Source organism: Corynebacterium sp. HMSC059E07 (assembly GCF_001814395.1).
In the GTDB taxonomy this organism is placed as follows: domain Bacteria; phylum Actinomycetota; class Actinomycetes; order Mycobacteriales; family Mycobacteriaceae; genus Corynebacterium; species Corynebacterium hesseae.
The window spans coordinates 20366-45427 of sequence record NZ_KV816268.1 but is presented as its reverse complement, the minus strand read 5'-3'; the positions used below and the strand labels follow the sequence as shown (position 1 = coordinate 45427).

Here is a 25062-nt window from a genome sequence, read left to right as displayed (position 1 = left end):
TTTCCTGTGTTTGTGTCGGTTACGTGTACTGAGTTGGTGAGTGGTTAGTTGTATGTGCTGATTTAGAAGAGTTGCTGGCCCAAGCTGATGAGGACAGGTATCAACCCAAGGACCAGGAAGGCGGGAAGGAAGCACACTGCCAGCGGTGCTGCGATGAACACACCAGCGCGCTCCGCCCGCGCGGTAGCTTGTGCCGAGGCTTCGGCACGCAGCTGCGCCACCAACCGGTGGCACCCCGTAGCCATGGCCGCGCCCGATTCACCCGATAGCTGCGTAAGCCGCACCAGTTCTTCCAAATGCGGCTGACTGGCCAGCGCCGACCACGCGGTGCCCATGGGAACCCCCACCCCGATGAGAGCGGCCGCCTCCGACCACTGCGGTGAGGCTTCAGCGACAGCTAGCACAGCACTGCGCGTGGAGAGACCGGCCTCTAGGCACGCGGCGAAGAGCTCCAGGTCGCTGGCAGCATCGAGCGGACTATAGTCCGTTTCGGGACCATCGCGCGGCGTCTTCGGGCGCGGTGTGCGCGATCCCGACTGGGCTATTCGTCCAGACGGTGCAGCAGAGGTAACAGCGAAAGCCGCAGCCATGAATGCAGCGGAGATATACGTCAAGACCATCACTGCGCCGCCTTTCGCAGAATGAGACGCGACCAGGCAAATCCGGCGCAGACGAAGGCCACGCCGACGTCGAGAAGCACGCCCCCAAGGCCACCACCGAGCAAGAACCCCAAAGAATCCGCGCCCATCGCCCCTCCCATGAGGATGCCCGCCAGCGGCAGGCACGCCAGGATGACCGCGGTGGCCTGTGGCCCTTGCAAGGAGGCAGCGGTCTCACCGGCATGGCGGCGCGCGGTATCCAGCTGGCTTTGAGCCTGCTCGATGAGGTTCGCCAACGCCACGCCATGGCGCCCGGAGAGCGTGAGCAGCGCTGCATAGCGGGCAACCTCCGGTGCATTGAGAGCAACCGCAGGCGAACCTCCTTGCGCCGCGAGACCCGCCGCCGTACTCAACGCGGCGCGGAGATTCTCCGGGGTGGAGTCTGGAAGGGCGTCGGCGCCCCGGCGAAGCGCTCCCGCCGTTGTCGATCCCGCCCGCAGCTCGGCGGCAACAGAACCGAAGTAGGAGGCGAGCGCCTCCGAGCCACGGCGCTCACGCCGGGACGCCGCCAGGTCATTGGCAAACCACAGCGCACAGGCCACAATGCAGCCCACCGCCACCACAACAGTGGGCCTGCCGAAGAAGACACAGCACCCGACCCCGAGGAAGAGCGCCCCGGGTGCCAGCGAGCGAGGCTTCGGCGATTCCAGCCGCGTCACCGAAGCAGGCTGCGAGAGCAAACACGCCGCCGCGAGGAATAGCCACATCATGGTTCCACCCCCAGCCGCGAGCACAGCTGCGCAAACCCGGGAAGCGGGCCGTCTTCGGCCGTCCACACCAGCTGCGGTGTAACTGGGTTTCCCTCGAGCACGCCAAGGTGCGCTAGCCGACGCCCCTGCGGTGTGCGCTCCATCCCGAGGACCACATGTACCGCAGCCGCCAATTGCGAGTGCAGCGCCACGCGGTCGAGCCCGCCGAGAGCGGCGAGGGCCTCCATGCGGGCGGGCACTTCATCAACAGAGTTGGCGTGCACGGTGCCCGCACCACCATCGTGCCCGGTGTTGAGCGCGGCAAGCAGTTCCACGACCTCCGCGCCGCGGATTTCGCCGACGACGATGCGGTCCGGGCGCATGCGTAGCGCTTGGCGGAGAAGGAGCGACATGGAGATCTCGCCGCGCCCTTCCGCGTTGGCCCGGCGCGATACCAGGGTCACCACGTGCGGGTGATTCGGGGAAAGCTCCGGAGTGTCCTCGATGATGAGCAAGCGCTCGGTGGCGGGCACGCACCCCAGCAAGGCGGCGAGCAACGTCGTCTTGCCGGAGCCGGTTCCACCAGTGACCAGGAAGGATGCCCGCCGCTCAACCACGGCGCGCAGGACGTGCTCCAGGCTGGAATCAATGCTGCCATTAGCTATCAGTTCCTCCAGGCTGGTTTGCGCTTGGCGCAGCACGCGGAGGCTGATACAGGTTCCACTTGCCGAAGGAGGAGCAAGCAACGCGTGGAGGCGAATTCTCGTGCCATCGGGGCGGGTCAGGCGCCCATCGGCAAAAGGTTGCGCATCATCCAACCGCACGCCCGCCACCGCAGCCAGCCGGGTGGCCAGCTGGCGCACCTCGGCGTCGTCGGCGAAGCCAATATCGCGTGGCTGCAGGCCCTGCCCGCAATCAACGAAACAGGCATCAGGGCCATTGACAACGACATCGGTCAGCCCCGGCAGCGACAGGACCGGCTCCAGCAGTCCCAAGCCCACGGAATCGTGGCGCAGGCGCTGCAAAAGGTCGAGCACGTCGACATCACTGATGACACCGGCTTCCTGGCGAATGCGCCGTGCCAAGGCCGGTGCATCATGGGCCAGCTGTGGCTCGGAGGCCACGATGGTGCGCATCGTATCAATCAGGTTCATGCCACGACCTTCCACATCTGGCGCGCGACACGAGCTAGAGCTCGGGGCAACTGGCGCGGCAGCCCACTAGTTTCCACCGTGCGGGTCAGGCCACGGATCGTCGGCAACTCAGCGATGGGATCCGCGTGAGTCACCGTGGCAATATCGCTGGCATCCAGGCCCGCCCACTGGCGGTTGCGCACGACGACGGAGCACTCCTGCGGCCGGGCACGAAGCTCCGCCACCAGCTGCGCGCAGGCGGCGGCCGCCCGCACCTCTGCGGCAGTCAGCACCACCACGTGATCCGCCGCATCGGGGATATCCCACGGCGGGCAATCCACCACCACTGTTCCTGGATATAAACACGCAGCTTGCATGATGGCCGCGCGCCGGGCAGCACTCATCTGCACCGCCTCTGCGCTGGCGGACCTAGCAGCGGAAAGAACCGCGATGCCATCCGGGGTGGTAGGCAGAGCACGGACGAGGTCTGCTGCATCAACTGAACCGGTCCCCGCGGCAAGATCCGGCCACCGCGCGCCGGGCTTGTTCTCAATTCCGGTGAGCAAATCGAGACCACCGGAATAGGGGCTCGCATCAACGAGGAGATCCGCGCCCGCCTCGCGGGCCAGAGCCACCGCCACGGTCGAGGCACCCAAGCCCCCAGCGGAACCAGTCACCGCCAGTGTTAAACCGGTGGACACGGTGGTCTCCGGAGTGGCGTCTGCTGCCAGTGCGCCCAGGAGCTCTTTCGATTGGGCGGGCACGATAAAGGCGGCCGTCGCGCGGCAGCACAGCGCGGCCTCATAATCGATGGGCCCCGGATCCAAGGCCAGGAAGTACACCCGCGGATGCCCCGCCACGAGACGAGCCGTCAGCGAATCAGCCAAGACGGCGTCTGCCTTGGGCAAGTGCCGGGAGAAGTCCCGCGGGTCCTCCACGGTGCTCACTTCCGCAGTACTGGCGGCTGCTGCGGAGGCTGCCTCTGCTCGCAGCGTGGAATCCCCAACGGCGATAACTAGGTGAAACGTGCTCATGTCTGAAGCATGCGCGAGCGCACCAACCGCGCGCTAGAGCTTCCTAGTCACCTGTGGATAACTTCGCCTTTGTGGCGTCTTCCGCACCCATTTTGCTGACGCTTGAACAAAATTACCGGGGCTCACGTACAAAAACTCACAGGAAACCGTGCTTCCACGATCCTTAGAATCCGCCATTAAGAGTCAAAAGCAAATACCCCCGAGCCACGCTCGAGGGTATCGCAATAAGTGCGGTAAAGAATGGCTTGGTTAGCCATAAAACTCGGGTAGTAAGTCTGAGACTAGGCCCGAGGGGCGCTTGCTTTTAGCCTGCGGCTATGGCGTTCAGCGCCTCACCTAAGAGTATCGTTGGCGCTTCAATTCTGTCAATGACCTCTCATGGCTTGTCTCAATCTTCAAAAGTGGTGTACGGCAGTCACCAAAATGACTCTCGCCTAATGCGGCCGCAATGCCCTTCGAAAGCCGGGCCTTTGGCGAACGATCTTCCAAGAAAGCCTCCAACCCCACGTCTTCGATCTTTTTTCGCGCATGGAAAACCGAACTAGCAAGCAGATCTGCCACCTGTAGTGCCGGACAAGTCCGAGAATCCAGACTAACGGCCGTTGCAAACCGCTTATTTCCAAATCGATTGTTGAGAGAGTTCACTAGAGTGTCTCCGTAGGAAACCCCTACTGGGACATCAATGTGGTCGAGCATCACCACCCCAACTTCACGGCGAGTAACCAGACCCCGAAGCAGCCGATCTGTCGCGAACAAATGCCCCTGCCACTGTTCTCGACTACTCCACGGATCGAAATGCCTCTTGTCCAAAACAAAAGCTCCGAACGTGCACCCCGAGCTTATCGCTGTTCGAAAAACATCAAGCAAAATCGGCTCAGAGTGCTTAGTAACTTTCGAGAACTTAATCTCGTCAGCCTTTGTGAAGTTATTCCGCTCACGACATGCCTTAATCTCCCGCGAAAGGAAATCAGGATCCTTCGTGCGCACAGCCGCAACAACGAAATGCTTACCTAACGTGCCTTTACTTCCGGCTTCATCTACAAAGTAGACGGCACTTTCTGCAGCAAGCGGCAAACTCACCTGAGGAGGACCTGATCCCTTTTGGTGAGAAAATGAATTTGCTCGATAGCTTGTCACAGCTGAGAGTTTATCGCCGTGCTAGGACATCAAATATGTCTCAGCTCGATGGCCACAGACGAGCCCGGTATTTGAAAAAGGTGATGGCCCGCGCCTCGGGGGGGTGTGCGCGGGCCATCGGTAACCCGGCATCGGGGGGGTGCGCCGGGGCAGGCCGCACTGTATATCGGGGCCTTGCACCTGACATTATGACATGCGAAAGAAGAGATGACAACAGCGAACGACAAGATTCCTTGAGATTTCGGGCAATCTCTTTGCGTACTCCCGATTCTGCCTGCTAAGGGGCTACGATGAGCAGGGTAACTCGCACACAAACGGCAGGCCCTCGATGACCGGTACCCCTTTTCCCTCTCACGGCACCACTCGCGCAGCCGCGTTCTTCGACTTGGACAAGACGATTATTGCCACATCCTCGGCATATGCCTTCGGCCGCGAATTCATGCACAACGGTCTCATCACCCATGCCGAGGCGCTCCAGCTGTCTTTAGCCAAGGCCAGTTATATGCTCGCCGGCCACAGCAGCGAGCACATGGACACCACCCGTGATCAGCTCGCCGCCATGGCCGCCGGTTGGTCCGTTCAGGAGGTCCACGACATCGCGGTGGAGACCATGCACACAGTGGTCACCCCTGCCATTTATGCGGAGGCACGCGCGCTTATCGACGCCCACCGCACCGCCGACCACGAGGTGGTGATCATCTCGGCGTCGGCAAGCGTGCTGGTCGAACCCATCGCACAGGAACTGGGCATCGAGCACGTCGTGGCCACCGAGCTCGCCGAGAAGGACGGCCGGTTCACCGGGGAGATCCTGTTTTACTGCAAAGGCGCCGCAAAAGCTGAGGCACTGGCGCGCATTGCTCAGGAGCTCAACGTCGACCCCGACGCGTCCTTTGCCTACTCCGATTCCGCCACAGACATCCCGATGCTGGAGCAGGTTGGCCACCCCGTTGCCGTGAACCCGGACCGCCTGTTGAAGAAGCACGCCATCACCCACGACTGGGAAATCCGCACCTTTAAACACCCCGTTCCGCTCTTCACCGCCCCCAGCGCCCGCGAATTCGGTATCGGCTCGGCGGTCGTGGCCGGCATCGCAGCCTTAGTGGTCGGCGGGATTTTATTTGCACGGCAGCAGCTGCGCGATTAAGCCGCTTGCGCGATGCCGTCGGCTTCGCGGGCGCCGGCCTCCCAGGCGTCGAGAAGCAGCGTAATGAGCACCGCCGGGTCCTGATCGTAAGCGTCCAGTGCCGCGCGATAGTCCGCGCGATGACGGTTGAGGTAGGTCTCGGGCACGGCGAATCCCCGAGGATCGAAGCCCGTATGGATAGCGGCAGTGCGCGAGGCGACGAGCGCCACGGCGGTGCTGCGCGCACCGAACAGCGAGCGCGCAGCAATCTCCGCGTGCAGCACCACCGGCAACAAACGGTCGAAATCCACGCCGGCTCCGCGCGTGATGAGCTGTGCCAGCGCCTGCACCACCGCTGGGTCCTGATCGGGATGCCCCACGCCGCCCGCCGCAACATCAATGCTGGCCAAGACCTGCAGCGGGGCCCGTGCGAAGGTGCGCACCGTAGCCGCCTGTTTTTCGGGGGCAAGGAGGGAATAAGCGCTGACTGCGGGCGGGATACCGTCAGCCTCAAGCGGCGCTCCGTCAATCGCCGCGGCCGCCCGCGCACCGCGCAAGAGTGATTCGGAAGAGATAACGTCAAACTTGCGCAAGCCCGCGGGGCGGCGGTGCACGCGCGCAATCGCTGCGGCGGCAGAACCAGCTTTATCCTCCACCCCAGATAGGGCCATCAGCGGGGTCAGCGGGTCAGAATGCGGCATACCCATTACAATAACGCCGTACCCACTTTGCGGGCCGCACCACATGAACTCTGGAAAGTTCATTACTATGGCCGATATAGATTGCGACAAAACAGTAGGAGTTTTTAACCGTGAGCAACGACGGACTATTCACTGACGGGTCCAACAAGTTCGCCCCGAAGGTAGACGGCATTCCCTTGAGCGATGCAGATACCTCCCGCCGCGGCGAAGCATCCATCGGCCAGCTCGTATCCAACGCCACCGAACAGATGTCCCAGCTGGTTCGCTCCGAGGTCGAGTTGGCTAAGACCGAGCTCGCCGCCTCCGCAAAGAAGGGTGGCATCGGCGCGGGCATGTTCGGCGTTGCCGGTACCGTGGCGCTGTATAGCTCCTTCTTCTTTTTCTTCTTCCTGGCGGAGCTGCTGTCCAAGTGGCTCGACCGCTGGGCAGCCTTCCTGATCGTCTTCCTGCTCATGGTGGTCATCGCCGCCGTCGTGGCCTTTATCGGCTTCAAGCAGGTCAAGCAGGTCAAGGCCCCGGAGAAGACGATCGAGTCCACGAAGGAACTCAAGAAGCTGGTTCCAGGTAAGGCTGAAAAGTCCATCGAGCGTGGCCTCTACACCTAAAGCCTTAAGATCCTTTTAACTCTCCCGCCCCGAGCACATACGTTCGGGGCGGATTTCGTCTGTGTACCCTCCCATGAAAGGCCCGCCCATGAATCCCCTACCGCCCTCCGTAGTGGAGCTTGACGGCCCCTTTGAGCACGAGTTCCTGCACACGCGCGGCATCCGCCTCCACGCGGCCACCGCCGGCAACCCGGATGACCCGCTGGTGCTGTTGCTCCATGGTTCTTTCGGCGGGTGGTTCGACTTCCGGAATGTCATCGCCCCGCTTGCCGCCGCAGGCTTCCACGTCGCCGCCCTCGACATGCGCGGTTTTGGCATGTCCGATAAACCACCGCTCGAACCCGGCCAGGATATCCGCGTGGCGGTTGGTGATGTCAGCGGTGCCATCCGCGCATTAGGCCACGACGACGCCTACCTGGTGGGCGCGGATACCGGTGGTGCGGTGGCGTGGGCGCTGGCTACCGAGCGGCCCGAGCGGGTACGCGGGCTGGTATCTGTTTCGGCGGCACACCCAGCTGATCTCCGCCGCGCCATCGCCGCACGCCCCTGGGATTTCGGATGGGTGCTCCTGCGCGCGGCATTGTGCCGCCTGGGAAAGATTGGCGCCCCGAGCCTTCTGCTGAGAGAGTCCACGTACCTCCGGGAGATGGATCTCGACGCCCTCGGCTCCTTCAGCGGCGCCGAGCGGGAGGAGGCGCTGCGCCTGCGCGTGGCTTCCTCGCGCATCGGAAACGTCCGCCGCGGAATCATCTGGAATCACCGACTGCGCACCGCCGTCGTTCCGCTCAGTTGGCTCGAACTCACAGTTTCTTGCCCCACCCTGTTTATCCACGCAGATCAGATGCTCTGGCGGCCAGTTGCGCGGCGGGCGGCGCGGCGCTGCCGTGGGGGTTTCACCGCCACCACTATCCCCGGTTCCAAGAACCTGCCCTATCTTGAGAACCCGCATGGTTTTACTCAGACCATCATCCAATGGCTGCGAGATAGGTAACATTCACCGCCCCTCCGTGCCCCACCCCTCTCAGGGGGATGGGGCTTTTTAATTCGTTGACAAAACCGCAGGTTAAGAAAGAATACCTACCAATCTATAGCTTTTATCACAGGACATATTTTTCAATTCCTTGTATATGAGGCGCGCCACGCGGTAGCTTCATATCAAACCAACACCACAGGTTTTCTACATCTTTCGCACCACGGAGGTCTAAGACCCACATGACGCTCAAGAAGACGCTCGCTGCTCTCTCTGCCGCTACCCTGCCGCTCACCCTCGCGGCTTGTGGTGGCGACAACTCCGGTTCAGACTCTGCTTCCGGCTCCGGCGATGGCATCGTCACCGTCAACGGCTCTGAGCCGCAGAACCCGCTCATCCCGGCCAACACCAACGAGGTCGGCGGCGGACGCATCGTCGATTCCATCTACGCTGGCCTGGTCTACTACGACGGCGATGGCGAAGCCCAGAACGAGCTGGCTGAATCCATCGAGCCGAATGACGACAACACCGAGTTCACCGTCAAGCTCAAGGAGTCTAAGTTCTCCGACGGCTCCCCGGTCACCGCGAAGAACTTCGTGGACGCTTGGAACTACGCCGTAGCCAATGACCAGCTCAACGCTTCCTTCTTTGCCAACATCAAGGGCTTCGAGGAAGGCGTGAAGGAGATGGAAGGCCTCAAGGTCGTCGACGACCACACCTTCACCATCGCCCTGAACAGCCCTGAGCAGGACTTCCCGGCGCAGCTGGGTTACTCCGCGTTCTACCCGCTGCACGAGTCCGCGCTGGAGGACATGGACGCCTTCGGCCAGAACCCGATTGGTAACGGTCCGTACAAGCTGACCGAGTGGAACCACAACCAGGACGCCACCGTCGTCCCGAATGAGGAGTACAAGGGCGGCCAGACCCCGCAGAATGACGGCATCAAGTTCGTCTTCTACGCCGGTCAGGACGCAGCCTACGCCGACCTGCTGGCAGGCAACCTGGACGTCCTCGACGCCGTCCCGGACTCCGCTTTCGACGTCTACGAGGCCGACCTCGGCGACCGTGCCGTGAACCAGCCGACCGCCATCTTCCAGTCCTTCACCCTGGGCGAGAACCTCGAGCACTACTCCGGCGAGGAAGGCGTGCTGCGTCGCCAAGCCATCTCCTACGCCATCAACCGCGAGGAGATCACGGACACCATCTTCAAGGGCACCCGTACCCCGGCCAAGGACTTCACCTCCCCGGTTATGCCGGGCTACTCCGAGGACATCAAGGGCAACGAGGTCCTGAAGTATGACCCGGAGAAGGCCAAGAAGCTGTGGGCCGAAGCTGACAAGATCAACAAGTGGGATAACCCGACTTTGGAGATTGCCTACAACTCCGACGGCGGCCACAAGAGCTGGGTGGACGCGACCACCAACTCCATCAAGAACACCCTCGGCATCGAGGCAGTCGGCGCTCCGTACCCGGACTTCAAGTCCCTGCGTGATGAGGTGACCAACCGCACCATCAAGTCCGCCTTCCGCACCGGCTGGCAGGCAGACTACCCGAGCCAGGCTAACTTCCTTACCCCGCTGTACAAGACCGACGGCTCTTCTAACGACGGCGACTACAGCAACCCGGAGTTTGACAAGCTTCTCGACGAAGCCCTGACCTCCTCCTCCGAGGAAGAGGCCAACAAGAAGTACACCGAGGCCCAGGAAGTCCTGTTCAAGGATCTGCCGGCCATCCCGCTGTGGTACTCCAACGCCACCGGCGGCTACTCCGAGAACGTCGACAACGTCGTGTTCTCCTGGAAGTCCCAGCCGGTGTACTACAACATCACCAAGAAGTAACGCCACTTCCACTACTTCCCACGACCCCCGCAGCCACCGTGGAGCGGGGGTCGCCCCACGTTTTCACTCATAAGTGTGATTCGAAACGCTCTATAGATTTCTCACAGACTTGGATCACACACTAAAATCCTTATGAGCTACGTAGGCGCCTGCTAAGAAGGCGTCGACAAGCACCTGCCCACAACGAGTAAAGGACCACACTATGCTGCGCTATATCGGGCGCCGAGTGCTCCAGATGATCCCGGTGTTCTTCGGAGCCACCCTGCTCATCTATGCGCTCGTCTTCTTGATGCCCGGCGACCCCGTCGAAGCCCTTGGCGGTGACCGCGGCCTTACCGAGGCTGCCCGCGCCCGCATCGAGGCGGAATACAACCTAGACAAGCCGTTCATCATTCAGTATCTGCTCTACATCAAGGGCATCTTCATGCTGGACTTCGGCACGACCTTCTCCGGCGTACCCGTAACCCAAGTGATGGCCAACGCCTTCCCGGTCACGGTGAAGCTCACCGTCATGGCCATCATCTTCGAATCCGTCTTCGGCATCCTCTTCGGCGTCCTCGCCGGCATGCGCCGCGGTGGCTTCTTCGATTCCACCGTGTTGGTCATCTCCCTGCTCGTCATCGCAGTGCCGTCCTTCGTCATCGGCTTCGTCTTCCAGTACCTCGTGGGCATCAAGTGGGGTGTCCTGCCGGTCACCGTCGGCGCGAACGCCACCGTGAAGTCCCTCCTCATGCCGGCAATGGTGCTCGGCGCGCTCTCCTTGGCTTACGTCATTCGCCTCACCCGCCAGTCCGTGGCTGAGAACCTGCGCGCCGACTACGTGCGCACCGCACGCGCGAAGGGCCTGTCCAACGGCGCGGTGACCCTCCGCCACGTGCTGCGTAACTCGCTGATTCCCGTGGCCACCTTCATCGGTGCCGACATCGGCGCGCTCATGACCGGCGCCATCGTGACCGAAGGCATCTTCGGCATCAACGGCGTCGGCGGCACGATGTACCAGGCCATCCTGCGCGGTGAGCCAACCACGATTGTCTCCTTCACCACGGTGCTGGTGATCATCTACATCATCGCCAACCTGCTCGTTGACCTCCTGTACGCCGTACTTGATCCGAGGATCCGCTATGCCTAACTTCGAGAAAACTACCCCCTACCCGGGCCAAGAGCACTTCGTTTCCGCGACCGACGAGACGGGCCTCGGCGCCGTCGACGCCGTCAAGGACGAGTCCGCCCCGTCCTCCCAGTGGGGCGAGGCCTGGCGCTACCTGCGCCGCCGCCCACTGTTCTGGATCGCGGCCGTGATGATCCTCGTGGCCATCCTCCTAGCCATCGCACCGGGTCTTTTCACGAGCACCGACCCGCGCCTGTGCGAGCTGTCCAAGTCCCTCGCCCCCGCCGAGCCGGGCCACCCCTTCGGCTTCAACCGCCAGGGCTGCGACATTTACGCCCGCGTGATCTACGGTGCGCGCGCGTCGGTTGCCGTCGGCGTCCTGACCACCATCCTCGTCGTGGTGCTGGGCTCCTTGATCGGCGCCATCGCCGGCTTCTTCGGCGGCTGGATTGACTCCGTCCTGTCCCGCATCACCGACATCTTCTTCGCCATCCCGCTGGTGCTCGCCGCCATCGTGGTCATGCAGATGTTCAAGGAGCACCGCACCATCGTCACGGTGGTCTTGGTGCTCGGACTCTTCGGCTGGGTCTCCATCGCCCGCATCACGCGCGGCGCGGTGGTCTCCATCAAGAACGAGGAGTTCGTGCAATCCGCGCGCTCCATCGGCGCATCGAACTGGCACATCCTGTTCAGCCACATCCTGCCGAACGCTGCTGCCCCCATCATTTCCTACGCCACCGTGGCGCTGGGTACCTACATCGTCGCGGAAGCCACCTTGTCCTTCCTGGGCATCGGCCTGCCGCCGACGTTCGTGTCCTGGGGCGGAGACATTTCCGACGCGCAGGCTTCTCTGCGCGTTGCCCCGGCAGTCCTGTTCTACCCGGCGGGTGCTTTGGGCCTGACCGTGTTGAGCTTCATCATGATGGGTGACGTCGTCCGCGATGCACTCGATCCGAAGGCGAGGAAGCGTTAATGACTAAGCCACTTCTTGAAATGAAGGACGTCCATATCTCCTTCACCACCTCCACCGGTGTGGTTGAGGCAGTGCGTGGCGTCAACATGTCCATTTACCCGGGCCAGTCCGTGGCCATCGTGGGCGAGTCCGGTTCCGGTAAGTCCACCACGGCGATGTCCATCCTGGGCCTGCTACCGGGCACCGGCAAGGTCACCGGCGGCCAGATCCTCTTTGAGGGCGAGGACATCACTCACTACAACAACAAGCAATTCGAATCGCTGCGCGGCGACAAGATTGGCTTGGTCCCGCAGGATCCGATGTCCAACCTCAACCCGGTGTGGCGCATCGGCACGCAGGTTGAGGAATCCCTCAAAGCTAACAACGTCGTGGAAGGCTCCAAGCGCCACGAACGCGTGGTGGAGCTTCTGGAGGAAGCCGGGCTTCCCGACGCCGAACGCCGCGCCAAGCAGTACCCCCACGAGTTCTCCGGCGGTATGCGCCAGCGCGCACTCATCGCGATCGGCCTAGCCGCACGCCCGAAGTTGCTCATCGCCGACGAGCCCACCTCCGCCCTCGACGTGACGGTGCAGAAAACCATCCTGGATCACCTAGAGCACCTCACGGAGGAGCTGGGTAACGCGGTGCTCTTCATTACCCATGACCTCGGACTGGCGGCCGAGCGCGCGGAGCACCTCATCGTGATGCACCGCGGCCGCATCGTCGAGTCGGGCCCCTCGCGCGAGATCCTGCGCTCCCCGCAGCATCCGTACACGCGCCGGCTTGTCGACGCCGCCCCCTCCCTCGCCTCTTCCCGCATCCGCGCGGCCAAGAAAGCTGGTGTGAAGGCCAAGGAGCTGAAGTCAGGTGGGGCGATCGGCGCCGCCGTCAAGCAGGGCACCGCAACCGCGGACTCTGCTTCCGCGCAGGCTCCGGTGATTTCGGTCCGCAACCTCACCAAGGAATTCGATATCCGCGGCCAGCGCGGTGGAAAGAAGCTGCTCAAGGCTGTCGACGATGTCTCCTTCGACATCCGCCGCGGCACCACCCTGGCGTTGGTGGGCGAGTCCGGTTCCGGTAAGTCCACGGTGGCCAACATGGTATTGGGCTTGCTGGAGCCGACCTCCGGCACCATCGAGTTCGAAGGCCACGATACTTCGACGCTATCGAAGCAGGAACTGTTCAAGCTCCGCCGCAAGATGCAGGTGGTCTTCCAGAACCCCTATGGCTCGCTGGATCCGATGTATTCGATTTACAAGTGCATCGAGGAACCCATGGCGCTGCACAAGGTGGGCTCGCGCAAGGAGCGCGAGGCTCGCGTGGCCGAGCTTCTCGACATGGTCTCCATGCCCCGCTCCGCCATGCGCCGCTACCCCAACGAGCTTTCCGGCGGCCAGCGCCAGCGTATCGCCATTGCACGTGCGCTGGCGCTGCGCCCGGAGGTCATCGTCCTCGATGAGGCCGTCTCCGCCCTCGACGTGCTGGTGCAGAACCAGATCATCCAGCTCCTCGCGGAGCTGCAGTCAGAGCTCAGCCTGTCCTACCTCTTCATTACCCACGACCTCGCGGTGGTCCGCCAGACCGCCGACGACGTAGTGGTCATGAAGAAGGGACAGGCCGTCGAACAGGGCACCGCCGACGATATCTTCGAAAACGCCCAGCAGGAGTACACCCGCAACCTCATCAACTCGGTTCCGGGCATGCACCTAGAAATCGGTACCGGCCACTAGCTCACGCACCACCCACGCCGACTGACCCGTCAACCGTCCTCCGGTTGGCGGGTCTCGTTCTTTAAGAGCTTAAGAGTCCCGGTACACCCCGCAGCATGTTGTGGCACATTAACCGTGGTCAGGGATCCCCGAAATCCCCGCGTACCTTGTTGTGGTTTGTGGGTGGTGTTGTTTGAAGGATTGAGGTTTGCCCCACGCGATAGCCGCCAAGTGTTGATGGGTCCTTCAATGGGGTGGACGATGGTGGCATAGCCAATTTCGGCAAACTTGTGGGTGAGGAATTCCGCGCCTGTCATGCGCGCACCGTTGGTGAGGTTGAGTTCTATTTCGTCCCCGTCGCCGTTAATGATCTGGTCCAACTCATTCAATGTGATAATGACTTGGGTGCGCACTGCGGGTGTGGAACCAGTGCCTTCTTTGAAGAAGATGTCGTTGGCGGCTTGGAGTAGGTCGGTGGTGTTGGTGGATTCGAGTACTGCGCGCATGTTGGCAATCGTGGTCGCGTCATCGGTAATGGAGAGTGTGTTGGGGCCTTTGGCTCTGTAGGTGATGCGCACTCCTGGTTTGGCGGTTCTTTTAGCACGGAGTTCTTTCAGGCGCGTGGCGGCAACGTGTGGGATGCGGTGTGCGGGTGTGGCGGTGAGTGTGATTCTGAGGTTCCAGGCATCCAGGGTCTTTTTCACCTTGGATGTGTAGGTTTCAATCAGTGTGAGGGTGCCGAGGCTGTGGTGTTGGGCAAGCGCGGATGCACGGGCTGTGCGTTGTTCTGGCGTGGGGCAGCCATCGCATAGAACCATTCGGTGAACGATTGTGCGGGCTGCTCCCACCATTCGTTGTCGAGTGCGTCGTAGCGGCCGCACAAGACTCCGTCGGCGGTGCGCTGCAGGACGGCGTAGTCGTCGCCGTCGATGTACGCAATCGGAAAGAAGTCGCCCAACGTGGGGTACGTATCAAGGAAGTCCACCACCGCTGTCGCATCCTCTGTGGCGTAGAAAACCAAGAAAAACAGCCTCTACGAAACCCGGAGCTTGATACCTGCACAAGTTCATGGTCAGGGCCCTAGGTGGCTGGATGGACTGTGTGATAACGACCATCTTGCACCGTCTAGGGCCTCTTGCTATGCCACGACACCACCAAAACACCCCCTGCCTATCCTTTTGACCCGGCCCAACGACCCCTACCCCCAGCCAGGTAGCTATGTTGCTACGCACTCTAGATTGGGAAGAGCCGTTTTACCCTCTATCTATTGCAACTCATTGCCGCGCAGGGTAGCCTAACCTAAACAGGCCCTAGCTGGCGTTATGTGCTCGCTAAGAAAAGGACATTGAGTGGTTCGCACAGGAGAGACGGCAAGAGTGGGGGTTCTCGGTTCGCATGGCGAAGTAGGCCGCCAAGTAGCCACACTGTTGCGCGCTAGCGGACATATGGTGAACTGCGGGAATCGGTCTCACCACACATCAGATGAGCGCACCGCTATCGTTGACGCTCACGACGAGGAATCTGTCAACAAATTTTCCCGTGACCTTGATGTCGTCGTCAACTGCGCCGGACCGTCATGTCTTCTCAAGACCTCAGTAGCGTCGGCACTACCAGACTCAGTGGGCTATATAGACCCGTTCGGAGCCAACTCATTCGACAACTATCCCACCAACCGTCCGTGCGTGGTCAACGCCGGCGCTACCCCCGGTCTCAGCGGTCTATTACTACGCCACCTGGCGGGCCTAATCGACGACTGTCAATCGGTAACTCTCTACACTGGTGGACGCGACCGGGGCGGGCTGTCGGGTCTGGTCGATGTGGTGCTAAGTACCCACAACTCCTACGGACATCCTGGGAAGATGATTGTCGACGGCGACCTCGTGGCTTACCAACCTGGGAGCATCCACGCTGAAGATCTGGAACCTTTCCCAAGCGATGACGGACTCATAGCAAGCCCGTTCGTCACCAACGAGCTACGCAAGGTGGCCCAAGATTTCTCTATTCCGCGCCTCATAGGGGTCACGGCCATACCGGACCGGGACACCCAGCAGTTACTTTTACGTGCGCTCTCACAAACCGACATATCAGACCCAACCACGCTCATGAATTTGTGCGCAGACATAGCTGCAGCGAAGACCAAACTCGATGCCGGAAAGAACCACTGGTTTGCCATCCAAGCCACTGTCCACGGCACCCTACGGGGCCGCCCTGTTCGCGTCTCAGGCAGTGTCCACGCACCGGACTCCACCTTCATCACCGCTCTTTTTGTTGCGGAAGCGACAAAAAGCGTTATCCGCGACGAACTACTAACCGGGCCGAAATGGGGCTATGAGCTGCCGGCCCCTCAAACTGTCCTCTCGTCACTGGCCTCTTACAACGTCGACATTAAAATCGTCGGCCCTACAGCAACTACCGACGCACCTCAATGGAGTGATGACGACGATGCAGGCTTCATTTAAAAACCCCGGTATTTCGGCTCAGAACCTAGAAAGGCCCGTCGCATGAACACTGTACGCGTCGTCGTATGCGGCACAACATTTGGCCGTATATACATCAACGGGATAAAAAAGCTTGCGGATAAATTTTCGCTGGTAGCAATCCTATCTCAGGGCAGCGAACAGTCGCGCCGGCTGGCAGAGCAGCTAGGCGTACCTCTGTGTACCAAGATCGAAGATCTCCCCGCTTTTGATCTTGCCTGTGTGGTGGTCAGATCTAGCGTCGTTGGCGGTTCCGGCACGCAGCTCGCCCTAGAGTTTTTAAGCCGTGGCAAGCATGTAGTGATGGAGCACCCGATCCACAAGAAAGACTCTGTAGATTGCTACCGGATGGCAGCGAAAAATAACGTGCAGTTCAAGCTCAACACCTTCTACCGCTGGAATCCAACCATATCCCGGTACTTGGAAATCACAACAACACTAACCAGGCAGTTCAAAATCATCCACATAGACGCCGAATGTAGCATTCACTTTCTATTCTCAACGCTCGATATCATCGGAAGGATTACCGGCGGTTTTACCCCATGGAGCTTTGATGACGACACCCAAGTTACCGGAATATTCACTACGCTCACCGGTTCGATACGCAAAACCCCGCTCTGCTTGCGCGTGGTTAATCACAACGACCCAGAAAAGCCAGACGATTTCGCTCACGTGGGGCATCGAATAACTGTTTTCACGCACGCCGGAAATCTGGTGCTCACCGAGACTGACGGAACCATCATCTGGCACCCAAACACCCCAATCCCACGAGATCAAGCTGGCTTGCTAAGCACTGCTGCCGATGATCGTTTGAGCACTCTACAGTTGCATGAGAATCTCCTTATCGAGCCGTGCGTTACCCGTGTCGCCCTCTACGACCATACCTGGCCTGCAGGCATTGCGGAGTTTCTGAACGAAGTATATGACAAGTTGGCGTGCTCCAAGAACGAAGCGCAAGAAGCCGAATACCTCCTGGCATTGTGCGCAGTCTGGGCGCGCACCGGACAATTACTGGGTCCCACATGTACCGTCCAAGCAGCTATGCATGCCGAACCACTCAGTCTCGAGAGTCTGATGTGGCCGCTGGGGGAGTCTCATACCTCCCCCATTGAGCGAAACAACCCCAACCACCGGAACACAGGAGAGATAACATGGATGTCACAGCGCTGATTAACGACCTTGAATCCCGCGGTATAGCGCTATGGGTGAACGGCGATCGACTCAACTACCGTTCACCCAAGGGTTCCTTGCGCGAGGAAGACCTCGCGGCCTTAAGGTCAAATAAGGAAAAGGTTTTGGCATGGTTGCGTGAGCGGGAGGCCGTTCCGCATGATGAGCAAGCACGGTTCGCCCCCTTCCCCATGACCGATATTCAGCGCGCATACGCAACCGGTCAGAACGAAGGCTATGATCTGGGTGGCACCGGGTGCCACAGCTACGCCGAAATACGAACGGAACGCCTTGATCGCAGCCGCCTTGAACAGGCCTGGCACGAACTCATCCAGCGCCATGACATGCTCTCTGCAGTGGTCGTTCCACCGGATTCGCTGCAGGTGGTTAAATCTCGCAGTTTGCCGGTGCTACAAGCTGTAGACCTCGCGGGCCACAACCCAGATGTCCCGGACGCCGAGTATCTTCGTCACCGCGCAAAATTGGAAAACCGTAGCTACCCGTTGGGCACCTGGCCACTGCACGAATTCCAGCTTTTGCAATTTGACGAATGCAGCATCCTACAGTTTTCGGTGGACATGATCATCGCCGACTTTGTAAGCGTGAGGGTGATGGTCGAGGAACTTCTAACTCTCTACGCAGGTAACGTTCTACCGGAACTAGAGGACACCACGTTTCGGGATATAATCACCTCCCGTAACCACCACAGCCAGAGTGCCGCTGGCTTCGCTGCACGCACCAATGCAAAAAAGTACTGGTCCGAGATCATCCCCTCGTTGTCCGGCAAACCCTTACTGCCGACGCTGACCTCAGCCGATCGCACATCCGAAATGCCGGTGCGTTTCACCCGGCGTACCTGGCGATGCTCGCCAGCAGCATGGTCAAAGCTCACCGACGCAGCAAGCACTCACGGCGTCACTCCTTCGGCGACGCTACTTACCGCCTACGCCGATGTACTGCGCCGTTGGTCCTCCACAAGTGACTTTTGCGTCAATGTCACTTCGATGAACCGAGATTCTGCCATTGCCGGAATCAACCGTATTATCGGAGACTTTACCGAGATGACCCTACATGCTTGCCATCCGCACACTGGAACCTTTAGTGAGCGCGTGCACGCAACCCAGGAGCAGCTATCCGAAGAGCTATCACACGCTGCGTATTCCGGGGTTGACGTGTTGCGCGATATAGCCCGCACTACCGGGCAGCCCGCGGTAATCCCGGTAGTATTCACCAGCGCGTTGGGTGCAGACACACCGCACAACAATGGTCCGGCCTACAACCTTGTCTCCGGCGTAAGCCGAACGCCGCAGGTATGGATTGACTGTCAGGCATTCCAGGACGGAGGCTCTTGCAACGTCAACTGGGACGTGCGAGAGGACGTCTTTGAACCGGCGTTGATCGACGACATGTGGGAGTCATTTACCGACCTACTCGATCGCCTGGTCGACGACGGTTCGGCGTGGCAGGAAACTGATTCAGTCCACTTGCCCGATAAGACGATCGCCATCCGTAACCGCATTCACAAAACCCACGTACAGCAGACCACCCGATGCCTCCACGACGGGTTTTGGGATAACGTCCAGCAGCACCCACACCAGCCAGCGCTGGTGTGTGGCGGAAAAACCTACAGCTACCAACATCTGGCTGGCTACGTCGGGGCATTACAGCATGAGCTCTCTGATGTCGGTCCCGGAGATTACATTGCCATCGTCCTAGGTAACGGAGTATGGCAAATAGCTGCCGCTGTTGCCGTGGTATCAACTGGTGCAGCCTACGTGCCGATCGATCACGAGCAACCCGCAATCCGCCAACGTTCAATGATAGAAGCGTGTCGTCCTGCCAACGTCATCACTAATTCTCATTTCTCCGAAGAAAATACCGATATCTCCAACATCAACGTCGATACTCTCAGCCCGATACAGTACAGTGGCACCATAGCCTCACCGGTTTCCCCCACCGAAACCGCCTACATCATCTTCACCTCAGGCAGCACCGGAATTCCAAAAGGTGTTGTCGTTACGCACTCGGCTGCAATGAACACCATAGATAGCGTGAACAATCTCCTCGGCCGAAATAAAAGACGCACGGTATTGGGGGTATCGAAGTTATCCTTTGACTTATCCGTGTATGACATCTTCGGTACCTTCGCAAGCGGTGGCACTTTGGTCCTGCCGTTAGACGAGGAATCGCGAAACCCCAGCAAATGGATCGATTTCCTTGTTGATAACAACGTCGATACCTGGAACTCTGTTCCTGCACTGTTCCAAATGCTTGTGCGAGAGGTAGAGGTGACCCGTCACCCGAACATCCTCAGCCTAGACCTGGTTATGCTGTCCGGAGACAGGATCCCGGGCACTCTCCCAGCGCATGCTGCACCCCACTTCCCTAATGCTGAACTCATCAGCCTCGGCGGCGCCACGGAGGGCGGAATATGGTCGATTTTCCACCCGATGACCTGTCACACAAATGAAACTAGCATACCATATGGTACCGCGTTACCCAACCAAGGAATGTGGGTGCTCGACGAGGCCTGCAATGAGTGTCCGGACTGGGTGCGAGGGCAAATCCATATTTCCGGGGAAAGCCTAGCCACCGGTTACCTCAACGATCCAACCTCCACAGCAGAGAAATTTTTCTTTTCCGAAAAGCATGGCACACGTATGTACGCTACCGGGGATATAGGAAGCTACCGCCCAGACGGCGTAATCGAGTTTCACGGCCGTCGGGACAATCAACTAAAAATCAACGGCTATCGAGTGGAAACCGGCGAGATAGAAGGAGTCCTCGAATCCAACGACTTCGTCGAACGCGCTATAGTACTCGCCCAGGAAACCAGTGACCCAATTAAACTACATGCTTTCGTCACTGATGCACAGAGCGACAAAGATGAGCTCAAGGATGCTGGGCAAATCAGAAACTCGGAGCTCCGTACAATGCTTGAGCAGCGCTGGACACCTGCAGATACGAGCCTTGACACGGGAATATTTGCCACATGGATGCGGCTGGGAAACGAAGCCGCGATGGCTGCTTTGCTCGCGGCTTTCCAACAAGCCGGTGTTTTCCTCGTTGCAGGAAAACACCACACTCTTACGGAAATCACCGCGGCGATCCATCCCTCCGAAGAGTATCGCGAACTCATAACCCGTTGGCTCAATATTCTGACTGGAGAAGGCTTAGCCACTAAGGATGATGAGGGTTGGACTGTCAGCCAACAGACCCTGGACTTCTTCGTGTTCGGAGAGGCCTGGGATCAGTTCGGCAACATGGAAGCGGAAATCAATAACAGTAAGGAATTATTCAATTACCAACGGCACGCAGCTGAGGCGCTTCTTTCCCAGTTGCGCGGAGAGATCAGTCCCACCGAGGTGTTCTTCCCGGAGGGAGATACCCATAACGCCCGCACCATTTACGGCGAAAACCGCATTAGCAAGGCGATGAATGCTGCGGCCGCAGAGGCAGTGATCGGCATTGCCGAGCACCACGCTGATCATCCGGTAAGGATCCTCGAGGTCGGCGCTGGCATAGGTGCTACGACGGAAAAAATTGTTAGCCGACTCCCCGAGAACGTAATCGAATACCGCTTCACCGATATTTCGACATTCTTCCTACATAAAGCCCAAAAAATGTTCGCGCATTGTGGTGCCATGACCTATGGCCTGTTTGATATGAACTCAGACTGCACATCGCAAGATGTAGAGTTCGGCGGTTACGACATCATTTTGTGCGCCAACGTACTGCATAATTCAGTAAATATCGAGGAGTCATTCACCCGCTTAAAGCAGCTGCGCCGCCCCGGGGGCGTGATCGTCATAGTAGAGCCGATCACTGAACTTTACGTAGCCCTTATCTCGGTGTCCATCAAGATGAATCTGGTTGATTTCACGGACCACCGTGCGGAATCACACAAGGTGTTCATCGAGGACGCGCAGTGGGATCAGGTCTTCAGGGATACCCAGATGCACCGCATCGCGGAGTACCCAAACACTAGTGACCCGTTGCGCGAATGCGGGCAACGACTCATCATCGTTGGTGCCGATGACGACGATGTCCCCACGCTCAACAGTGAAGACATTCTGGGCTACCTGCGTGCTCACCTACCGGGTTACATGGTTCCGGCTTCCGTCAATGTACTACCGGAATTGCCGTTAACCTCAAATGGCAAGGTAGACCGCAAGGCCCTAGCGCAACTCTGCTTAGAACCGGTGGGAAGCCCCAACAACCGGATCGATCCTCCACGCAACGAAACGGAAGAGCAGATAGCGACTATCTGGCGCGATGTCCTCGACACCACGGAGGTTGGGCGCAATGATGACTTCTATGCGCTTGGGGGTGACTCACTGCTCATGGCCGAAACGGTAACCCGGCTCCGCCAAGAAATACCTGGCCTACAGCAGCACACGTGGGACGCCCTTATGCGTGGCGTACTCAAGGTGCCAACCATCGCAGGCATTTCCGCGCTAGCACAGGCTGCAGGAAGTAGCTGTCAACCCGAAGCATTAAAAGCCGTTAATTCTGCTAATCATACCTCCCCTGAACTGACTGCTCTGTCTACTGTAGCCAGTGGCTCTCCAACTGGGTCTTCAAATCTGCATGTATACCGATTGCCGAAGGACGCAACGTTCTGCCGCGTGATGATCCACGCTGGCACTGGCCGCCTGAAGGACTACGAGTTCTTGATGCCCGAACTGCTTCAACGCCAGCCAGAGATTGCCCACGTTGGTTTTACCGCTGGTGACGCAGATCGATTCCTGGACTACACAACCCGTACGCTGATCAGGGATCTGGCCCAGAGCTACGCCCAGGAACTTGATGAGTTGGATATGGAATCTTATCAGTTGGTCGGCTACTGCATTGGCGGTATGTTAGCGCTGGAGACCGCGAAGGCGCTCACCGAACTCGGCCGCGACGTGCGCCAGGTAACTTGCATCAGCACCCACCAGTGCCCGCACCGGGTCACTAATGAACTGCTGTGTGAGCTCGCCTATGGGTGCATTTTCAACGCTGACCTAAGTGCAATGGGGGCGAACTTCGACCTCAAAACCCTCGCAGCAGCCCTGGAGCACACCCTTGATGGCATCAACCGCAATATCAGTGACGAAGAACTGTGTACCCTTGAAGGCCCATACGCAGATATCGGGGAATTCTTCCAAAAGATGGCGGTGTTGAGTCCCAGGGCGCGCCGCAAACTCATCTACCGAAGCATCCGTGAATTCGACACAGACTCCGAGTCCACTCGCGGGATGATGGACATCCTATACGATGTCTTCCGGCATTCGTTACTCGGAACCATCGACTACGTCCCCGATGTCTATTTCGGTGATGTAGTCGTACTGCAGCCTACCGAAGGTGTAACTGGTTTTTACCCGAGCCTAGGCGGAGACATCGATTGGCCAGCGACCGTGCTCGGCAACCTGCAGATACATGCCGTGGCCGGTTCTCATGCCACCTGCCTGCTACAGGAGAACGTACCCTCACTACTTCCGTTCTTCACGGAGAGGGAACAACGAAATGGCTAATGTGGGACACATTATCTATAAAGCAGACGACCTAGAGAACTCAATTAATTACTTCCGTTCGCGCGGCTTTGACGTTGAACCAGGACAACAGAAAAACGCTGCAAGCGCGCTTATTTATTTCTGCGAGGGTCCCTACCTGGAGATACGAGAGCGAGCCGACGTACCACCGTTTTTCCGCCAACTTTTACACCTTACTGGCAATGGAAAATTCGTCGACTCCTATGACAGATTCGCCACCATGTCACAGGGGTACTCACGGGTGGTACTGGAGGCGCAGCGCAAGGAATTTGACCACATAAAGGAGATTTTTGATTCTCATCAAACCAAGAGCCTGACAATCCCGTTCTCCCGCAAGGATCCCGCTGGCAGACGGCTCGCCTGCTGGTGTCTGTCACCCGACGACTGGGCGATCCCGCTTTTCGTGACCCCCTTTGCCATTGATACCCATCGCAGCACCCCGCATCCTAACGGGATTACCCACATAACCGACATCGATTTTGCGGCCAGTGAGAAGACATTAAGCATTTGTAAGCACGTTGGTGTCGACGGCGGCCTCACCTGCCGTTCCGGCACAGGCACGATTGATTTGGAGTTTGCATGAGAGGGCGCGATATCGACCGCAACAGTGTGTTGAAGCATTACGAAGGCACCGGCCACCTGGCCCGAAAAAGCCTGTGCCAGGAACTGTTCGAATCATCCGAGATTTATTCGGACCATGTAGCTGTCATCGCTGACGACGCACACCTGACCTACGCACAACTCGAGCAATCACTTTGTGTGTTCACCGAGGAGCTACGAGAAAGCGGCCTCTCGCCAGGAGACCACGTGCTACTGCAACTGCCAAACACCGCAGCGTATGTGGTGACTCTGCTTGCGCTGATGCGCGTGGGTGCTATCCCAACCCTGCTGCTTCCCGCGCATAGAGAGGCCGAAGTTGCAGCGTTGTGTGAGTCTTTACACCCAGTTGCTTATATCGGTGGCCGCGACCATCTCGGTTTTGACACCGTAGCCATGGTAGAGGCTATGGGACCCGGCGAGCTCGGACTCAAAGAACTGTGGGCCGATAACGGACCCACGCACGACAAGGAGTCCTCGTACCGAGTTCTGCCAGGTCTCTTCACTGCCCCGATTTCTACCAAATGTTCTCCGCCTACTAAGTGGCCGGATCCACGCAGCGTTGCGCTGAATCTTTTGTCTGGCGGAACCACGAACATGCCAAAAATAATTCCCCGGGTACATGAGGCGTATGCATATAACACCCGTGCGGCGGCACAGTGCTGCGGCGTCGGGCCAGATACGGTATACTTGGCGGTTCTATCTACCTCTCATGATTTCGCCTTAGCTCAGCCCGGGATTCTGGGCACCTTGCTTTCGGGCGGCACTGTGGTTCTGTGCACCAGCGCAGCCTTCGATGAGGCGTTTCCGGCCATTGCGACCCACGGGGTCACGCTGACTGCACTAGTTCCTGCGGTAGCCCAGGTGTGGGTGGAGGCCGCAGAGTGGTTTCCCGCAGATTTCTCTTCCTTGGAGCGAATTATCATTGGCGCAGCGGCGCTTAACGACGGCTTAGGTGAGGCAATACAGGATCGTTTCGGTGTGCGTATCCACCAGGGTTATGGCATGGGTGAAGGCATCACTACGTTCACGCGTATTGATGACCCTCCAGCGGTGATTCTTGGCACGCAAGGTCGTCCCATCTCTGATGCTGACGAGTTGGTAATCGATGGCCCGGGAGGCGAGCCGGGAGAGATACTAGAAAAGGGCCCTTATACTTTCTTCGGCTACGAAGGAAACCGCGATACCCCGGACTGTTTCACCGAGGATGGTTTCTTCCGCACCGGTGACCGTGGCTACCTTACCGAGGACGGCAACCTGGTGCTGTGCGGGCGCGTGGTTGAACAGATCAATCGCCTGGGCGAAAACGTCTCCCCTTCTGAGGTCGAGACACTCTTGTCTGGAACTCCAGGCATTAGTGCTGCAGCCGTCTTCCCAATGCCAGATAGAGCACTGGGAGAGCGCACCGTTGCAGCCATCGTCGCCCAACCAGGCGTTAACCGCTCCGCCATTCTGGATGATTTCCTCACCCGAGGCGTAGCCCGATACAAGGTGCCGGACCAGGTGATCACTGTCGACGAAATTCCACTGATCAACATAGGCAAGGTCGACAAGAAAAAGCTGCGTGCTCTCGCGGCAGCGCAATTTACTGACCGTGAATCCGAACAAAGCTGAGAGGACAAGACC

The 25062-nt window shown here is 59.2% G+C and carries 20 protein-coding genes; 12 read left to right on the top strand and 8 right to left on the bottom strand.

Features of this window, described 5'->3' with window-relative positions; genetic code table 11:
* Positions 1 to 62 precede the first annotated feature (62 nt).
* The 5 genes from HMPREF2967_RS00215 to HMPREF2967_RS12625 form a co-directional block, all read right to left on the bottom strand.
* Entirely contained in the window at positions 63 to 620 is a 558-nt protein-coding gene (locus HMPREF2967_RS00215) for a type II secretion system F family protein (protein WP_070624611.1), read from the bottom strand.
* On the bottom strand, positions 620 to 1369 hold the full coding sequence (locus tag HMPREF2967_RS00210) for a type II secretion system F family protein (protein WP_070624612.1): 750 nt from the start codon (positions 1367 to 1369) through the stop codon (positions 620 to 622). The genes HMPREF2967_RS00215 and HMPREF2967_RS00210 overlap by 1 nt, the downstream gene beginning before the upstream one ends.
* Positions 1366 to 2502 (bottom strand): TadA family conjugal transfer-associated ATPase, encoded by a 1137-nt coding sequence (locus HMPREF2967_RS00205; RefSeq protein WP_070624613.1) that lies wholly within the window; start codon positions 2500 to 2502, stop codon positions 1366 to 1368. Before HMPREF2967_RS00205 ends, HMPREF2967_RS00210 begins: the two co-directional genes overlap by 4 nt.
* A complete protein-coding gene (gene ssd / locus HMPREF2967_RS00200) occupies positions 2499 to 3515 on the bottom strand; it encodes a septum site-determining protein Ssd (RefSeq protein WP_070524096.1) in 1017 nt (338 codons plus the stop codon). Before ssd ends, HMPREF2967_RS00205 begins: the two co-directional genes overlap by 4 nt.
* 336 nt (positions 3516 to 3851) lie before the next feature.
* Positions 3852 to 4652 (bottom strand): DUF3800 domain-containing protein, encoded by an 801-nt coding sequence (locus HMPREF2967_RS12625; RefSeq protein WP_141746438.1) that lies wholly within the window; start codon positions 4650 to 4652, stop codon positions 3852 to 3854.
* 328 nt (positions 4653 to 4980) lie between these two features.
* On the opposite strand from HMPREF2967_RS12625, the gene HMPREF2967_RS00190 reads away from it, so the two are divergent.
* Entirely contained in the window at positions 4981 to 5796 is an 816-nt protein-coding gene (locus tag HMPREF2967_RS00190) for an HAD family hydrolase (protein ID WP_070564068.1), read from the top strand.
* Here the strand turns inward: HMPREF2967_RS00190 and HMPREF2967_RS00185 are convergent.
* Entirely contained in the window at positions 5793 to 6482 is a 690-nt protein-coding gene (locus tag HMPREF2967_RS00185) for an oxidoreductase (protein WP_070624741.1), read from the bottom strand. The genes HMPREF2967_RS00190 and HMPREF2967_RS00185 overlap by 4 nt on opposite strands.
* 104 nt (positions 6483 to 6586) lie before the next feature.
* Here HMPREF2967_RS00185 and HMPREF2967_RS00180 point away from each other — a divergent pair, with 104 nt between their 5' ends.
* From HMPREF2967_RS00180 to HMPREF2967_RS00155, 6 genes are all read left to right on the top strand, one after another.
* Complete coding sequence (locus HMPREF2967_RS00180; RefSeq protein WP_070531763.1) at positions 6587 to 7081, top strand: phage holin family protein; 495 nt, start codon at positions 6587 to 6589, stop codon at positions 7079 to 7081.
* An 88-nt stretch (positions 7082 to 7169) separates the two neighbouring features.
* On the top strand, positions 7170 to 8072 hold the full coding sequence (locus HMPREF2967_RS00175) for an alpha/beta fold hydrolase (RefSeq protein ID WP_070684487.1): 903 nt from the start codon (positions 7170 to 7172) through the stop codon (positions 8070 to 8072).
* 221 nt (positions 8073 to 8293) lie between these two features.
* Positions 8294 to 9889, top strand: a complete 1596-nt coding sequence (locus tag HMPREF2967_RS00170) for a peptide ABC transporter substrate-binding protein (RefSeq protein WP_070684486.1) — start codon at positions 8294 to 8296, stop codon at positions 9887 to 9889.
* A 202-nt stretch (positions 9890 to 10091) separates the two neighbouring features.
* Positions 10092 to 11018, top strand: coding sequence for an ABC transporter permease (locus HMPREF2967_RS00165; RefSeq protein WP_070524085.1), 927 nt, complete (start codon positions 10092 to 10094; stop codon positions 11016 to 11018).
* The gene (locus HMPREF2967_RS00160) at positions 11011 to 11970 is read left to right on the top strand and encodes an ABC transporter permease (protein ID WP_070684485.1); all 960 of its coding nucleotides are present in this window, start codon (positions 11011 to 11013) and stop codon (positions 11968 to 11970) included. Before HMPREF2967_RS00165 ends, HMPREF2967_RS00160 begins: the two co-directional genes overlap by 8 nt.
* A complete protein-coding gene (locus HMPREF2967_RS00155; protein WP_070684484.1) occupies positions 11970 to 13679 on the top strand; it encodes a dipeptide ABC transporter ATP-binding protein in 1710 nt (569 codons plus the stop codon). The genes HMPREF2967_RS00160 and HMPREF2967_RS00155 overlap by 1 nt, the downstream gene beginning before the upstream one ends.
* 29 nt (positions 13680 to 13708) lie before the next feature.
* Here the strand turns inward: HMPREF2967_RS00155 and HMPREF2967_RS00150 are convergent, their stop codons facing one another.
* Together HMPREF2967_RS00150 and HMPREF2967_RS13050 are read right to left on the bottom strand one after the other, a co-directional pair.
* A complete protein-coding gene (locus HMPREF2967_RS00150; RefSeq protein WP_369816007.1) occupies positions 13709 to 14362 on the bottom strand; it encodes a hypothetical protein in 654 nt (217 codons plus the stop codon).
* A 20-nt stretch (positions 14363 to 14382) separates the two neighbouring features.
* Positions 14383 to 14679 (bottom strand): hypothetical protein, encoded by a 297-nt coding sequence (locus HMPREF2967_RS13050; RefSeq protein ID WP_144403092.1) that lies wholly within the window; start codon positions 14677 to 14679, stop codon positions 14383 to 14385.
* A gap of 838 nt (positions 14680 to 15517) precedes the next feature.
* Between HMPREF2967_RS13050 and HMPREF2967_RS13325 the strand changes: the two genes are divergently transcribed.
* Genes HMPREF2967_RS13325 through HMPREF2967_RS00125 form a run of 5 tightly spaced genes read left to right on the top strand, consistent with a single transcriptional unit; the run spans position 15518 to position 25050 of the window.
* Entirely contained in the window at positions 15518 to 16117 is a 600-nt protein-coding gene (locus HMPREF2967_RS13325) for a hypothetical protein (RefSeq protein WP_232218841.1), read from the top strand.
* A gap of 42 nt (positions 16118 to 16159) precedes the next feature.
* Complete coding sequence (locus tag HMPREF2967_RS00140; RefSeq protein ID WP_042528971.1) at positions 16160 to 17305, top strand: Gfo/Idh/MocA family oxidoreductase; 1146 nt, start codon at positions 16160 to 16162, stop codon at positions 17303 to 17305.
* On the top strand, positions 17287 to 22821 hold the full coding sequence (locus HMPREF2967_RS00135; protein WP_070684483.1) for a non-ribosomal peptide synthetase: 5535 nt from the start codon (positions 17287 to 17289) through the stop codon (positions 22819 to 22821). The genes HMPREF2967_RS00140 and HMPREF2967_RS00135 overlap by 19 nt, the downstream gene beginning before the upstream one ends.
* Positions 22814 to 23422, top strand: coding sequence for a VOC family protein (locus HMPREF2967_RS00130; RefSeq protein ID WP_014303369.1), 609 nt, complete (start codon positions 22814 to 22816; stop codon positions 23420 to 23422). The genes HMPREF2967_RS00135 and HMPREF2967_RS00130 overlap by 8 nt, the downstream gene beginning before the upstream one ends.
* Positions 23419 to 25050 carry an AMP-binding protein gene (locus HMPREF2967_RS00125; protein WP_014303368.1) on the top strand — a complete coding sequence of 544 codons (1632 nt, stop codon included), beginning with the start codon at positions 23419 to 23421 and terminating at the stop codon, positions 25048 to 25050. The genes HMPREF2967_RS00130 and HMPREF2967_RS00125 overlap by 4 nt, the downstream gene beginning before the upstream one ends.
* The last annotated feature ends 12 nt before the right edge of the window (positions 25051 to 25062 follow it).